This is a genomic window from Streptomyces sp. TLI_146 (assembly GCF_002846415.1).
Classification (GTDB): domain Bacteria; phylum Actinomycetota; class Actinomycetes; order Streptomycetales; family Streptomycetaceae; genus Streptomyces.
Genome location: NZ_PJMX01000001.1, coordinates 7714690 through 7728155 on the forward strand (window position 1 = coordinate 7714690; position 13466 = coordinate 7728155).

At 74.1% G+C, this 13466-nt stretch carries 11 protein-coding genes; 5 read left to right on the plus strand and 6 right to left on the minus strand.

Annotated features, from left to right (window positions below):
- Window positions 1-12: 12 nt before the first annotated feature.
- Window positions 13-1014 (minus strand): hypothetical protein, encoded by a 1002-nt coding sequence (locus BX283_RS34325; RefSeq protein ID WP_101391296.1) that lies wholly within the window; start codon window positions 1012-1014, stop codon window positions 13-15.
- A gap of 110 nt (window positions 1015-1124) precedes the next feature.
- Here BX283_RS34325 and BX283_RS34330 point away from each other — a divergent pair, with 110 nt between their 5' ends.
- Together BX283_RS34330 and BX283_RS34335 are read left to right on the plus strand one after the other, a co-directional pair.
- A complete protein-coding gene (locus BX283_RS34330) occupies window positions 1125-1880 on the plus strand; it encodes a tyrosine-protein phosphatase (RefSeq protein WP_101392751.1) in 756 nt (251 codons plus the stop codon).
- 95 nt (window positions 1881-1975) lie between these two features.
- Window positions 1976-2992: a serine protease gene (locus BX283_RS34335; protein ID WP_180357338.1), complete on the plus strand. Its 1017-nt coding sequence runs from the start codon at window positions 1976-1978 to the stop codon at window positions 2990-2992.
- A gap of 21 nt (window positions 2993-3013) precedes the next feature.
- On the opposite strand, the gene BX283_RS34340 is transcribed toward BX283_RS34335, so the two are convergent.
- A complete protein-coding gene (locus BX283_RS34340) occupies window positions 3014-3307 on the minus strand; it encodes a hypothetical protein (RefSeq protein WP_180357339.1) in 294 nt (97 codons plus the stop codon).
- A gap of 289 nt (window positions 3308-3596) precedes the next feature.
- Here BX283_RS34340 and BX283_RS34345 point away from each other — a divergent pair, with 289 nt between their 5' ends.
- Window positions 3597-5057 carry a sigma-70 family RNA polymerase sigma factor gene (locus BX283_RS34345; RefSeq protein WP_257584065.1) on the plus strand — a complete coding sequence of 487 codons (1461 nt, stop codon included), beginning with the start codon at window positions 3597-3599 and terminating at the stop codon, window positions 5055-5057.
- Window positions 5058-5084: 27 nt separating this feature from the next.
- On the opposite strand, the gene BX283_RS34350 is transcribed toward BX283_RS34345, so the two are convergent.
- The 3 genes from BX283_RS34350 to BX283_RS34360 all read right to left on the minus strand — a co-directional run bounded on the left by BX283_RS34350 (window position 5085) and on the right by BX283_RS34360 (window position 8719).
- Window positions 5085-5936, minus strand: a complete 852-nt coding sequence (locus tag BX283_RS34350) for a CAP domain-containing protein (protein ID WP_101391299.1) — start codon at window positions 5934-5936, stop codon at window positions 5085-5087.
- A 109-nt stretch (window positions 5937-6045) separates the two neighbouring features.
- Window positions 6046-7089 (minus strand): winged helix-turn-helix domain-containing protein, encoded by a 1044-nt coding sequence (locus BX283_RS34355; protein ID WP_101392752.1) that lies wholly within the window; start codon window positions 7087-7089, stop codon window positions 6046-6048.
- A gap of 175 nt (window positions 7090-7264) precedes the next feature.
- Complete coding sequence (locus BX283_RS34360; protein WP_101391300.1) at window positions 7265-8719, minus strand: PLP-dependent aminotransferase family protein; 1455 nt, start codon at window positions 8717-8719, stop codon at window positions 7265-7267.
- Window positions 8720-8766: 47 nt separating this feature from the next.
- Between BX283_RS34360 and BX283_RS34365 the strand changes: the two genes are divergently transcribed.
- Window positions 8767-9960 carry an MFS transporter gene (locus BX283_RS34365; RefSeq protein WP_101391301.1) on the plus strand — a complete coding sequence of 398 codons (1194 nt, stop codon included), beginning with the start codon at window positions 8767-8769 and terminating at the stop codon, window positions 9958-9960.
- On the opposite strand, the gene BX283_RS34370 is transcribed toward BX283_RS34365, so the two are convergent.
- Window positions 9944-10837 (minus strand): LysR family transcriptional regulator, encoded by an 894-nt coding sequence (locus BX283_RS34370; protein ID WP_101391302.1) that lies wholly within the window; start codon window positions 10835-10837, stop codon window positions 9944-9946. The genes BX283_RS34365 and BX283_RS34370 overlap by 17 nt on opposite strands.
- A gap of 289 nt (window positions 10838-11126) precedes the next feature.
- Here BX283_RS34370 and BX283_RS34375 point away from each other — a divergent pair, with 289 nt between their 5' ends.
- Window positions 11127-13463: a molybdopterin cofactor-binding domain-containing protein gene (locus BX283_RS34375; protein ID WP_101391303.1), complete on the plus strand. Its 2337-nt coding sequence runs from the start codon at window positions 11127-11129 to the stop codon at window positions 13461-13463.
- Window positions 13464-13466: the final 3 nt, after the last annotated feature.

Sequence of the window (13466 nt, forward strand, 5' to 3'; positions counted from 1 at the left end):
CCGGCCCCCCGCTCAGGCCGTCCCCTTCGCCACCCGAACGGCCCGGCGCCAGGCCGAGTCGACCGAGAGCAGGGCCGCCGGGGCGAGATCGGCCGGTACGTCGGGCAGGAATCCGGTGCCGAGGAGGGCGCCGGAGCCGTCCGCCGCGACGGGCCGCGCGAGGCCGCGCGCCGCCGCACCCCGTCGGCCCGTCCAGTGCTCGCGGGCCTCGTCCCGTACGTCGACCAGGGCCTGGAGGCGGTCGACCGGGGGCGGGGCGAAGAGGCCGCCCGCCGCACGTGTCTGCTCCTGCCACCGGTCCTGCCAGAACTCGACCGTCCAGCCCGGCCAGCGCGACGCCATCTCGTACGCCCCGGCCTGCGCGTCGAGCAGCCACCAGCCCACCCGGCGCCGCGCCGGGTCGACATGCAGCCCGGACAGCACGGCGAGCTCGCAACGGCCGTGTTCCGGCGCCGAGTCGAGGCGCTCCAGCAGGGCGGGGCCCTCGGCGACGGGGTGGTCCCCGGTGGCGGCCAGGAGGTGGCAGCGGCCGGTGCCCACGGTGACGACCGTGGCGAGCGGATCGTCCTCGGCCAGCTCCTCGTCGCCCGGCGCGAGCGTCACGCCCGTGTGCACCTCGCCCAGCGGATCGCGTACCACGCCCGGGTCCAGGCCCAGGTAGGCGCGGGGTTCCGCCGGGCCGTCGTAGGTCCAGCGCACCTGCCAGCCGGGCCAGGCGTGGCGCAACAGGTCCAGGGCCGCGGCCCGGTGGCGCAGACAGGTGGTCGGCCCGTCCGAGACGAAGACGAGCAGCACCCGGCGGTGCGGATCGACCAGGACCGCGCCCTCGCAGTGGACGTCGTCGCGCCAGCCGTGCCGCGCCGGGTCGTGGGCGCGCAGGAACGGCAGGACGACGTCGGGGCCCGCCAGCAGGTCGAGATCGAGCCCGGCCGCGCCGAGCCGGGACTCGTACAGCTCGTACCGTTCGTGGTCGCCGTCCTCGGGAACGACGGCGAAGGTTGCCCAGTCGGCCATGGCGAGAGGATCTCAACCCGGTGCGGCCCCCCACCAGTCCATACTTGGCTGTGCGCGCAGTGATCCACACCACGGCCCGCACCGCCGCGACGGCCGTAGGGTGCGGTCCCGTGAACAGACACATCGAGTTCGAGCGGCTGCACAACTTCCGTGACCTGGGCGGCTATCGCACCGAGGACGGCCTGGCGGTGCGATGGGGGCGGCTGTACCGCTCCGACTCGCTCGGCAAGCTCGCGGGCGAGGACTGGGAACGGTTCCTGGGCCTGGGCGTCCGCACCGTCATCGACCTGCGCTACCCGTGGGAGATCGAGGGCAAGGGCCGCGTCCCCGAGCACGCCTCGCTGGCGTACCGCAACCTCAGCATCGAGCATCGCCCGTACGACCAGGCGAGCCTCGGCGCGGACGTGGAGACCGGCCGGTTCCTCGCCGACCGCTTCCTGGAAGTCGCCCACGACGGGGTCGAGGAGCTGCGCGAGGCGCTGCGGACGATCGCGGCGCCCGACAGCGGGCCGCTCGTCTTCCACTGCGCCTCCGGCAAGGACCGCACGGGTCTGCTGGCGGCGCTCGTGCTGGCGCTGCTCGGGGTCCCCGAGGGCGTCATCGTCGAGGACTTCACCCTCACCGAGCTCGCCACGGACCGCCTGATCGCCGACTGGCGGGCCGCCAACCCCGGCCGCGAGATCACCTGGCCGGGCTACGGCCGCGCCCCCGCCGCCATCATGCGGCTCTTCCTCGCCGACCTGAGTGCGCGGCACGGGTCGGTGCGCGGGTACGCGACCGAACTGCTCGGAGTGGACGAGGAGTTGGTGGCCGCCCTGCGTGCCGGACTGCTGGAACCGGCGGTCGAGCCCGCCCCCGCCCCGTAACCGAGGCGCGGGGACGCGGCCACGGGGAGCACTTCTGTCCGCAACGCGCCACGCCTATGGTGGGTCGTCACCCGTGTCCGGCCAGAGGGGAACTGATGGTGCGTAGGACCAGGATCATCCGGCACACCGCCGCGTTCGCGGCCGCCCTGCTGTTCGGCGCGGGGTTCGCCCCGGCCGCCGCCGCTGCCGAGGGCGGCCCGGCCGGGGCGAACCCGGCCGCCGCCCTCGACGCCTACTGGAGCCCCGCCCGGATGGCGGCCGCGCTCCCCGGTGACGCGGGCAAGGGCGCCGGGGCCGGGCCGTCGGCGCGGGCCGTGTCGCCCAGGCAGTCCACGGAGTCCACGCAGTCCACGGATCCCACCGAGGACGGGCCCCGGCCCGGCGAGTACATCCCGCCCAGCAGGAGCTTCGACGGCATCCCGCAGGCGGGCACCTTCTTCTGGACCGACGCCAACGGCACCGGGCGCACCTGCAGCGGCTCGGTGGTCCGCAGCCCCGGCCACGACCTGGTGCTGAGCGCCGGGCACTGCCTGAAGGGCTACGCGGGGCCCTCGCCCCGGCGCCATCTCGCCTTCGTGCCGCAGTACCACGACGGGCTCAAGCCGTTCGGTGTCTTCCCCGTGGCGGCCGACGGGGTCTACGTGCCACAGGAGTACTACGACCTGGGCGAGCACGCCGGAGCCGCGTACGACTTCGGCTTCGCGGTCACCCAGCCCAACCAGGACGGCACCCGGCTCCAGGACGCGGTGGGCGGCGTGCGCCTGCTCACCGGCACGGGCTACTACCACCTTCCGGTGCGCATGATCGGCTATCCGGGCAACGCGCAGAAGCCGCTGGAGTGCTGGAGCTGGACCACCAAGTGGGTCAGCGACGACCCGGCCGACCCGGGCACCTTCCCGCGCATCGCCTGCGACGCCTTCGTCGGCGGGACCAGCGGCGGCCCGATGCTGGTGCCGCGGCCGGACGGCTGGGCGGTGATCGGGGTCATCGGCGGCTACCACACCGGCGGCAACACCCCCCAGGTCTCCTACAGCGCCTACTTCGGCGCCGCCACCCGGGACCTCTACCGCGCCGCGGTCACCGGCGCCCCGCCGACGGGTCCGGCAGCCTGATCCCCGTCGGACACCCGACGGTCAGCGTCCGAGAGCCGACAGGCCCTTGCGCAGATCGTCCCGGTCCATGACCGGTGTGTAGGAGACCTTGGCGCCGAGTTCCAGGAAGAACGGCTCCGAGAACTTCGGCATGCTCGACGAATCCGTCATGTCGAACACGATGAACGCCGTACGGCAGCCGTTCTGGGAGGTGAAGTAGGCAGCTTCGGGGTGGAGCGCCTCCAGCGCGGATTCCATGGTCTTCTGGAGCGTGCCGTTCCTGATGGCCTCGTTGGCCTTCTCCGTGTCCATTTCGACCTTCAACAGTGTGCGCACGAAACTCACCCCTTCCCGACCGGGTGGGTGCTCGCTCTTCGGCGCACCGGTCACTCCCGGCCGCATCCACCTCAAGCGTCTCGCTTAACCGCCGGTACCACAACGCGAGGGATCCCGCACGGCGGCCGGAAGGCTCATTCGGACGGGTGCATTCCGGGGTGCGCGGGCCGTCGTACAAAATGAGGGCCGAGTTCCCGTTATCCCCGTGTCCGCCAGGGGTCTCCGAACGACGGGAGCGTACGGACGACGCCAGCGGGTGAGGGAGCAGATGCACAGGGACAGTACGTCCATGCCGGAGCTGGTGGGCGCCGCGCGGACCGGCGACGCACGGGCCCAGGAGCGGCTGGTCTCCGACTACCTCCCGCTCGTCTACAACGTGGTCGGCCGCGCCATGGACGGGCACGCCGACGTCGACGACGTCGTGCAGGAGACCATGTTCCACGCCCTGGAGGGGCTCGACGGGCTGCGCGAGCCGTCCCGGTTCCGGTCCTGGCTGATCGCCATCGCGATGAACCAGATACGCCACCGCTGGCGGGCCCAGCAGTACACGACCGCGACGCCCCCCGAGCAGCTGGCCGAGGCGGCCGAGCCGGAACCGGACTTCGTGGACCTCACCATCCTGCGCCTGGGACTGTCCGGGCAGCGCCGCGAGGTGGCCGAGGCGACCCGCTGGCTCGACGAGAGCGACCGCGAACTGCTCGCCCTGTGGTGGCAGGAGGCGGCGGGCGAGCTCACCCGCGCCGAGCTCGCCGAGGCGATGGCCCTCACCCCGCAGCACGCCGCCGTACGCGTCCAGCGCATGAAGGCCCAGCTGGAGGTCGGCCGGATCGTGGTGCGGGCGCTCGCCGCCCGGCCGCTCTGCGACGAGCTGGCCCGGACCGTCGCCGGGTGGGACGGCCGCCCCGCCCCCGTGTGGCGCAAGCGGATCGCCCGCCACACCCGCGACTGCCGTACCTGCTCGGGCCGGGGCGCGGGCCTGGTGCCCGCCGAGGGCCTGCTCGCCGGTCTCGCCCTGCTCGTGCCGTTGTACGGGGCCGCCCGCTTCGTCCCAGGCGCCCGCCTCGCCCCGGTCGCGTCCACGGCGCCGCTGCCGGGGAGCCCCGCCCCGGGCCCGGCCACCCCGGCGAAGCCGCGCGCGTACGTGGTCGGGGGCGCCCTCGCCGTCGCCGTCGTCCTCGGGATCCTGGCCGTCCTGCTGTGGCCCGACCCGCGTCCCGAGGCGAAGCCCGCCGCACCCGTGGTGCCGCGGGCCACCGTGACGTCCGCCGCGCCGACCCCCTCCGCCACTCCCGTACCGCAGCCGACGAAGGCGAGCCCGTCGCCCAAGGCGACCCCCAAGCCCGTCCGGCCCACGCCGACCGCCGCCACCCCCGAGCAGCGGCTGCTGCGGCTGGTCAACAGCCGCCGTGGCGCGGCCGGTTGCGCACCGCTGCGCATGGACCCCCGGCTGACGACGGCGGCGGTCCGGCACGCCCGGGACATGGTGGCCCGCCACTACTACGACCACGCGAGCCCCGAGGGGCAGCACGCCGACGCCCGGATGCGGGCCACCGGGTACGCCGTGGGGGCCTGGGCGGAGAACCTGGACCGGGGGACGGCCGACCCGGCCGCGATCGTCGACGACTGGACGGACGGCGCGATCCACCAGCAGAACATGCTCGACTGCTCATACCGGGACACGGGCGTGGCCGCGGTGCCCGGCCCCGACGGCACGGTGTGGGTGCAGGACTTCGCGGGTTCGCCGTCCTGAGTCGGCCCACACCGCGCCGGGCTCGGCTCAGCTGCCGAAGTTCTGCACCCACCACGGGCCGTTGCCGCTCAGGTTCACGCCCACGCCGATGTCCTTGAAGCCGCAGTCCAGGAGGTTGGCGCGGTGGCCCGGGCTCTTCATCCAGTCGCGCATCGCGTCGGCCGGGCTCTTCGGACCCCGGTGGATGTTCTCGCCCCACTTGTGCCAGTCGTATCCGGCGGCGCTCATACGGTCGCCCGCGTTGCGCCCCTCCGGGCTGTTGTGCTCGTAGTAGTTGCGCGCCGCCATGTCGTCGGCGTGCGCCTGGGCCGACGCGTTGAGGCGGCGGTCGGCCTTGAAGGGCGAGCAACCCGCCTTGGCGCGCTCGGCGTTGGCGAGATCCACGACCTGCTGGACGTACGCGGCGGCGGTGCCGGTCGGGGCGTTGTCGGTACGCGGCGGCGCGGTCCTGCGGGGCGCCTGGCCACCACCCGCGTGCCCCTTGGTCGTCGTGGTGCCCGTGCCCGTCCCCGCGCCGGTGCCCGGGTGCGTGGAGCCGGACGCGGGGGCGGTCCGGGTGGGCTTCGGCTTGGGGGACGCGGTCTTCGTGGGGGCGTCGGAGCGTATCGGCGAGGGCGAGGCGGACGGGGTGGCGGCGGCCGGGCCGGCGCCGGTGTCCAGGGGGTGCCCGGCGGGCGGGGCCGCCTGGGTGCGGACGGCCTCGGCGGGGTCGTCGGAGTGCGGCCACAGAAGCGCTCCGGCGACGGCGGCGACCGCCACGGTCCCGGCCACCGCGGTGCCGACGGCCTGCCGGGACCGCTGCCGGTGAGCGCGTCGGCGCCCGGCCCGGCCCTCGCTCGCCGCGGGCCGTACGTGGGGGTGGTCGTCGTGGTGCTGCATGGTGCTCCGCTCTCTGTCCGGTGCTGCCGGGGTGTCCGGCACCTGGGAGAGCCGGGGGCGGCGGAGCCATAACAGTTTCTCCGGGCGTGACCTGGGCCACAAGCAACCGTCAGGCGCGCAGGACCGCGGGTTCCGGCCCGGCGGTGTCGGCGGTCGACGCGTTGAGCAGGCCGATCCCGGCCGCGGTGGGGGTGTGCAGGACGGCGTTGCGGTCCCGGGCCGTGCTCACCAGTCCCGCCGACCGCAGCACCGTGGCGTGTTCGCTCGCGCTCGCCGGCGAGATGCCCGCGCGGGAGGCGAGCTGACTGGTCGTCAGGCCGGGGTGCTCGGCGATCGCGCACAGCACGGTCGCCCGGGTACGGCCGAGAAGTGCCGCCAGGGAGCGCGGTGTCCCGGTCAGGGCGCCCGCGGTCACCGTCGCGGGCAGGGGGAACCACGGTGTGCGGTCGTGGCCGATGGGGAAGCTGATCCAGGGCTGCGGCCCGGCGTCTTCGAAGACGGGGAACGCCGAGCCGAAGAGCGTGGGGATGAGCAGCAGGCCCCGCCCTTCGAGATACAGATCGCCCTCGTGGCCGGAGGCCATGGTCAGTTCGAGCACCGGTGGGTTCCAGCGCACCCGGCGCGGGTTGAGCCCCTGGAGCAGCCGCTCCACCCCGCCCTCGGCGAGCTGGCGCATCCGCATCGCCCGGTCGGTGTCCGCGAGTTGTCCGATCCGGGGCCAGTACGGCGCGACGAGCTGCTCGTAGGTGTCCTCGAAGACGTCGACCAGCTCCCGTACGAAGAGCGGGTCCTCGGCGAGGCGGCCCGCCCACGGGGGAATCCGCCGGACCCGGCCCGCCCACTGGTCGACCTGTTCGCGTATCCGCGGCGCCGGGGTGGCGCGCACCCTCTCCCACAACTCCTGGGCGCTGCCGGGCTCCGCCGGCAGGAGGAACTCCAGCGACCAGCCCTTGACGGGCACCGCCTCGAAGGCGAGCCGGGCCCGGGGCGCCAGCCGGGCGAACGACTCGCGCCGCCACGCGTCGAAGCGCACCGGGTGCGCGGACTCCCGCAACACCCGCAGGGCGACGTCCAGTTCGAGCAGCGGACGCGGTCCCTCCGCCAGCCGGGTGCGGGCGAGGTCGTCGGCCGTGAAGTGTATGCGCAGCGTCACGCGCCCGAGCATCGCCCTCCGCCGTGTTTCGGACCAGCCCGAAACACGTCACCTCCGCGCCGAGGGGGCTGTCACGGTGGAGGTGCGCAACAACGGGGGAGTGCCGGCTGGTCCACACCGGAAGTACGGGGGGCGGTGGACCGGCCGGCACTTGCGTGACCGCGCGGCATCCTCGTCATACCGAACGGCTCGGCGGCGCCGCGCCCCTGGACAGGTGCGCCGCCTCACCGTCCCACCAGCAGTCCCCCACCGCCGCCACCCCCGCCCGGATCGCCCGCTCGCCCACGTTGCCGAACCCCAGCACCAGCCGGGGCGGGGCCGTCGCGCCCGTCGAGCGGCACGGGCTCATGCCGTACAGGCCGACGGACCGCTCGCGCGCGGCGGCGATCACGGCGCCCTCCTCGGCCGCGCCGTCGAGGTGCGCGACCGCGTGGAAGCCCGCCGCGAGGCCGCTCACCTCGACCCCGGGCGCGTGCTCGGCGAGGGCGTCGAGCAGGGCGGTGCGACGCGCCGCGTACGTGGTGCGCATCCGGCGCAGATGCCGGTCGAAGCGGCCGGACTCGATCAGCCGCGCGAGGGCGAGCTGGTCCAGGGTGGGGGAGCCGCGGTCGCTCAGCCGCTTGTGCTCGACGATGTCCTCGGCGAGCGCGGGCGGGCAGAGCAGCCAGCCGATGCGCAGCGCGGGCGCCAGGGACTTGCTGACCGTGCCGATGGAGACCACCCGGTCCGCGGCGAGCCCCTGCACCGCCCCCACCGGCTCGCGGTCGTAGCGGAACTCCGCGTCGTAGTCGTCCTCGACGACATATGCGTCCCGGCGCACCGCCCAGGCGATGAGCTCGCGCCGCCGCCCGGGGGAGAGCACCACCCCGGTCGGCCACTGGTGGGCGGGGGTGAGCACCACCGCGCGGGCGTCCGTCGCGGCCAATGCCCGCACGTCGACGCCGTGGGCGTCGACCGGCACCGGGACCGCCGCGAGCCCGGCCGAGGCCGCCGCCGCGGACACCGTGGCGGGTGAACCCGGGTCCTCGTACGCCACGGTGCGCACCCCCGCGCGGGCGAGGGCCCGCAGCGTCAGGCCCAGGCCCTGCGCGTAGCCGGAGCAGACGACCATGCGCTCCGGGTCGGCCGCCGCGGCCCGCACCCGGCGCGCGTATCCGGCCAGCACCTCGCGCAGGACGGAACTGCCGCGCGGGTCCCCGTAGTCGAGCGCCGCCGTCGGCATGGCGCGCCCGGCCTCCCGCAGCGCCCACAGCCAGTCGTCGAGGGGGAAGGTGCCCAGGTCGGGCACGCCCCAGCGGAAGTCGGCCAGCAGGCCGGGACCGGTCCCGGACGGCGGGGCGGGCGCCGGTGGGGTGTGCGCGCCGGCCGCGACCCGAGTCGCGGCGCCGACCCGGGTCACCAGGTATCCCTCGGCCTGGAGCTGGGCGTAGCACTCCTGCACCAGGCCCCGCGACACCCCGAGCCCCAGGGCGAGTTCACGCGAGGACGGCAGCCGCTCGCCGACCCGGAGCCGCCCCGAGCGGATCGCCTCGCGCACCTGCCGCTCCACCTGCGCGCGCAGTTGCTCGCCGCTCTCGCGGTCGAGCGAGAGCAGCAGACCGGGGGTGCGACCGGACCACTGGACAGTCATGGAATTGGAGCTTACCGGTGCTCCGGTCGGCCCCTAGCGTCGCTCCCATGACGACCTCCTCGCCCTCCCGCACACCGGCCGCCCCCACTCGACCGCCGCTTCTGACCCGGGCGTTGGCCCTCCGCTTCGTCAGCATGGTCGGCGCCTCGGCCAGCCTCTTCCTGCTGCTGTCCGCCGTACCGCTGTACGCGCGCGAGTCCGGCGCGGGCGGTGACACGGCGGGCCTGGCCACCGGCGCGCTGATGCTGGCCACGGTGCTCGGCGAGCTGGGCGCGCCCCGGCTCGTCGCCCGCTTCGGCTACCGGGCGGCGCTGGCGGCGGGACTGTTCCTGCTGGGTGCGCCCGCCCTGGTGCTGACCGCCTCCGGGACCATGGCGTGGATCGTGGCGGTGTGCTTCCTGCGCGGCCTCGGTTTCGCGCTCACCCTGGTCGCCGGCGGTGCGCTGACCGCCTCGCTGATCCCGGCCGAGCGCCGGGGCGAGGGGCTCGCGCTGGTCGGTGTGGTGGGCGGGGTGCCGAACCTGGTGGCGCTGCCGCTGGGCGTCTGGCTCGGCGCGCACGTCGGATACGGGACGGTCTCGGTCATCGCCGGGGCCGTCGCGCTGGTCGCGATCGCGTCCGTACCGGGGCTGCCCGACCGGGAGTTGATGTGCGGCGAGTCGGTGGGCGTGCTCGCGGGGCTGCGCACCGGCGCCCTGGTCCGGCCCGGCACGGTCTTCGCCGCGACGGCCGTGGCGGCGGGCATCGTCGTCACCTTCGTCCCGCTCGCCGTTCCGTCGTCGATGGGCGCGGTGGCGACGGCGGCCCTGTTCGTGCAGCCCGCCGTGTCGACGGCGGGCCGCTGGTGGGCTGGCCGCCTCGGCGACCGGCACGGCGCCGCGCGGCTCGTCCTGCCCGGTCTGCTCCTGTCGGCCGCCGGGGTGCTGATGACCGCGCTGATCCGCACGCCCGTCGCCGTGCTGGGCGGGGTGGCCCTGTTCGGCGCGGGCTTCGGCATCGCCCAGAACGCCACCCTCACGCTGATGTACGCACGGGTCTCCACGGCGAGTTACGGCACGGTCAGCGCGCTGTGGAACCTGGCGTACGACGGCGGGATGGGCGTCGGCGCGGTGGGGTTCGGGGTGCTCGCCGACCGTACCGGCTACTCCTCGGCGTTCGTGCTCACCGCCGCGCTGATGCTGGTCGCGGCCGTCCCGGCGGTGCGTGACCGCCGTACCGACCCTGCTACGCGCCGCCCGTGAGGCTGTCCACGACCGTGCCCGCGAACTCCTGGGCGAGCGGGCCCAGCGCGTCCCACTGGCGCACCGCCCAGCCCGCCGCCAGCGGGGGCAGCATCGGCAGGGGCACGAAGCGCAGGGCGCCCTGGCCGGACGTGGTCCAGCCGGGCAGCGCCGGCACCACGGCGTGGCCGAGCCCGAGCTCGGCCAGCAGGATGGCGGTGTCCCAGTCGGTCACGCTGGTGGTCGACGCCAACGTGATGTCAAGACCGGCCAGTTGGACGTCCAGGTGGTGCCGGGACCTGGAGTTGGCGGGCAGCTGGATATGGCGGATCTCGACCAGGTCCGCCACCTCGATGCTGCTCTTTCGGGCCAGGGGGTCGTCCGCGTGGACGGCCAGGACCCAGGGCAGCTCGATGACCGGGCGCTGCTCGATGCCCCGCGCGGGGGTGCCGGTGGTGATCCAGGCGAGGTCGGACTCGCCCGCGGCGAGGGCGTTGAAGCAGCCCCGGCTGGAGTTCTCGGTACGGAACTCCAGCTTGACGTGGGGGTGGGCGCGCCGGAAGCGCACCACCGCGTCGGACATGAAGTGGCGCACGGTGGTGGCTCCGGTGGTGATCCGGACGGTCCCGCCGTCGCCCTCCCTCAGCTCGCGGAGCTGACGCAGCGCCAGTTCTATGTGGCCGATGCCCTGGGCCGCGGCCTGTTGCAGGATGCGCCCGGCCTGGGTGGGGGCGACGCCCCGGGGCCGCCGCTCCAGAAGGGGCAGGCCGAGCTCGGCCTCCAGGCGCTTGACGTGCTGGCTGACCGCCGACTGCGTACGGGACAGATCGCGTGCCACGGCGCTGAGATTGCCGCTCTCACAGGCGGCGACGAAGACACGGAGGTCGTCGAGAGTCATGAACCCCAAGGTATTGCTTGGATCTTTGAAAGAAAACCAGAGGATTGACTTGGGTAGGCGTCGTCACAAGGATTTGTGTCCGGGGCGGCAACCCGTCCGTGGGCGCCGCCGGGGATCCGGACCCGGGCGGCGTGGTCCACGGCGGGTGCCGACCCCTCCGCTGTCCCGAGTGAACTGACGGCCCACCAGATCACGTCACACCAGGCCTGTTTCACGCCTGGTGTTACTCATGAGAAATGTGTGACCCTCTGACACGGCGCAGACGGCGCAGGTGACGAAGGGACAGTCGATGGCAGGCTCGGGTCGTCCGGAGCAGCAGGACGGGGCCGTCGCCCCCGAGCCGGGACGGCGGCGGTTCCTGGGATATGTGCTCGCGGCCTCGACGCTGACGGTGGCCGCGCAGCTCGGCGAGGCGGTGGTCGCACCCGCCCGGGCCGAGGCGGCGATCCCTTCGCTGCCCGGTCCGTCCGAGATCTACGACCTCAACGACATGCTCACGGACGCCGCCCTGGCGACGTCCGGCCTGATCACGATCGAGGTCCACGACGACGGCACGGCCTCCTTCGTGCTGCCGCGCGCCGAGGTGGGCCAGGGTGTCACCACGTCCTCCGCGATGCTGATCGCGGAGGAGCTGGACCTGCCGCTCGACCGGGTCCGGGTGAGTCTGGCCGACGCCCGGCCGGAGCTGGTCTTCAACCAGATGACCGGTGCGTCGAACACCACCATCTCCACCTACACCCCGATCCGGGTGGCCGCCGCGACCGCCCGGGCGCGGCTCGTGGAGGCGGCCGCCGCCGAGTTCGGCGAGGCCGCCTCGACGCTGACCACCCGGGCCGGGGTCGTCACCTCCCCGCGCGGGAGGAGCGCCACGTACGGCGAACTGGCGGTGAAGGCCGCGAGCCGCGCCACCGTCCGCATCCCGGTCACGCTGAAGAAGCCCGCGCAGTTCGGCGTCATCGGCACCCCGCGCAGCCGCATCGACGCGCTCGCCGCGGTCACCGGGCGCAAGCAGTTCGCCATGGACGTCAGCGTGCCGGGCGCGCTGCCCACGATGGTGTGCCGCCCGCCGACGATCAACGGGACGGTACGGTCGGTGGAGAACCGGGCGGACGTCCTCGCGATGCCCGGCGTCACCGACGTCGTCACCGTTCCGACCGGAGTCGCCGTGCGCGGGCGGACGTTCGGCCAGTGCATCGACGCCGTACGGGCGCTGCGTGTGTCCTGGGGGCCCGGCACCGAGGAGGGCGCGTCCGACGCCACCGTCCTCAAGGAGCTGCGCGCGGCCGAACTGCCGCTGGTGGTCCCGGCCCTCGACCCCCTGGTCCACTCCGTGGACGCGCGGTTCACCTTCCACTTCGCCAGCAACAGCGCCCTGGAACCCAACTGCGCGGTGGCGGACGTCAGAAGCGACCGCGCCGAGATCTGGGCGTCGCTGAAGACCCCGATCACCGCGCAGGAGACCATCGCGCTCAAGCTCGGCCTGCCGCTGTCCGCCGTCAAGGTGCACGTCACCGAGGGCGGCGGTTCCTTCGGCCGCAAGCTGTTCTTCGACGCGGCACTGGAGGCGGCCCAGATATCGAAGGCGATGGGCAAGCCCGTCAAACTGATGTGGCACCGCACGGACGACTTCCGCCAGGGCCGCACCCACCCGATGTCCACCTCCCGGGTCCGGGCTACGTACGCACTGGGCGAGGTCCTCTCGTACGAGCAGCGGCACACCTCGGTGGCCACCGACTTCGGGCACGGGCTCGGCGAGATCATCACGTCCATGGCGGCCAAGCTGCCCGTCGGCGATCTCGCCTTCTCGGAGACGATCTTCGAGCTCACCACGCAGAGTCCCTACCACTTCGGCGTCACCACCCAGCTGCTCAGCGAGGTCGACAAGGGCTTCAACACCGGCAGCATGCGCAACATCTACTCGCCCAACGTGCGCTGCGCCCAGGAACTCGTCGTCGACCAGCTGGCGGCCAGGATGGGCAAGGACGCCTACCGGTTCCGCCGCCAGTTCCTCAAGGCGGACCGCGCCAGGGCCGTCCTGGACAAGGTCGCGGAGGTGGGCGAGTGGGGCCGGAGCATGCCCTCGGGCACCGCGCAGGGCATCGCCCTCCACCCCGAATACCACGGGTTCGTCGCCGTCCTCGCCGAGATCGACTGCCGCCCGGAGACGACCGGGCGCCAGATCCCCGACGCGTACACCGGTCCGAGGGTCACCCGGGTCGTGTGCGCCGTCGACGTGGGCCTGGCCGTCAACCCGCGCGGCCTGGAGGCCCAGATGATGGGCGGCATCATGGACGGCATCGCCATCACGCTCAGCTCCGGCCTCCATCTGAAGGACGGGCACTTCCTCGAAGGCAGCTGGGACAACTACTTCTACACCCGGCAGTGGAACACCCCGCCCGAGCTGGAGATCATCGTGATGCCGCCCACCGGCGACAAGCCGGGCGGCGCGGGGGAACTGGCCGTGGCGGGCGCGATGGCGGCGGTCGCCTGCGCCTACGGCCGGGCCACCGGCACCATGCCCACCACCTTCCCCCTCAACCACGACGGCCCGCTCGGCTTCGAACCCCTGCCGACCGTCCCCCCGATCCCCGCGTCCCCCACCGACGGCCTCAGCCGCGCCTACTAGGAG

What these genes read in the sequence shown, in the direction of transcription:
- BX283_RS34325 (WP_101391296.1), bottom strand. Translation starts at nt 1,014, where the DNA reads ATGGCCGACTGGGCAACCTTCGCCGTCGTTCCCGAGGACGGCGACCAC.
- BX283_RS34335 (WP_180357338.1), top strand. Translation starts at nt 1,976, where the DNA reads ATGGTGCGTAGGACCAGGATCATCCGGCACACCGCCGCGTTCGCGGCC.
- BX283_RS34345 (WP_257584065.1), top strand. Translation starts at nt 3,597, where the DNA reads ATGCCGGAGCTGGTGGGCGCCGCGCGGACCGGCGACGCACGGGCCCAG.
- BX283_RS34350 (WP_101391299.1), bottom strand. Translation starts at nt 5,936, where the DNA reads ATGCAGCACCACGACGACCACCCCCACGTACGGCCCGCGGCGAGCGAG.
- BX283_RS34360 (WP_101391300.1), bottom strand. Translation starts at nt 8,719, where the DNA reads ATGACTGTCCAGTGGTCCGGTCGCACCCCCGGTCTGCTGCTCTCGCTC.
- BX283_RS34365 (WP_101391301.1), top strand. Translation starts at nt 8,767, where the DNA reads ATGACGACCTCCTCGCCCTCCCGCACACCGGCCGCCCCCACTCGACCG.
- BX283_RS34370 (WP_101391302.1), bottom strand. Translation starts at nt 10,837, where the DNA reads ATGACTCTCGACGACCTCCGTGTCTTCGTCGCCGCCTGTGAGAGCGGC.
- BX283_RS34375 (WP_101391303.1), top strand. Translation starts at nt 11,127, where the DNA reads ATGGCAGGCTCGGGTCGTCCGGAGCAGCAGGACGGGGCCGTCGCCCCC.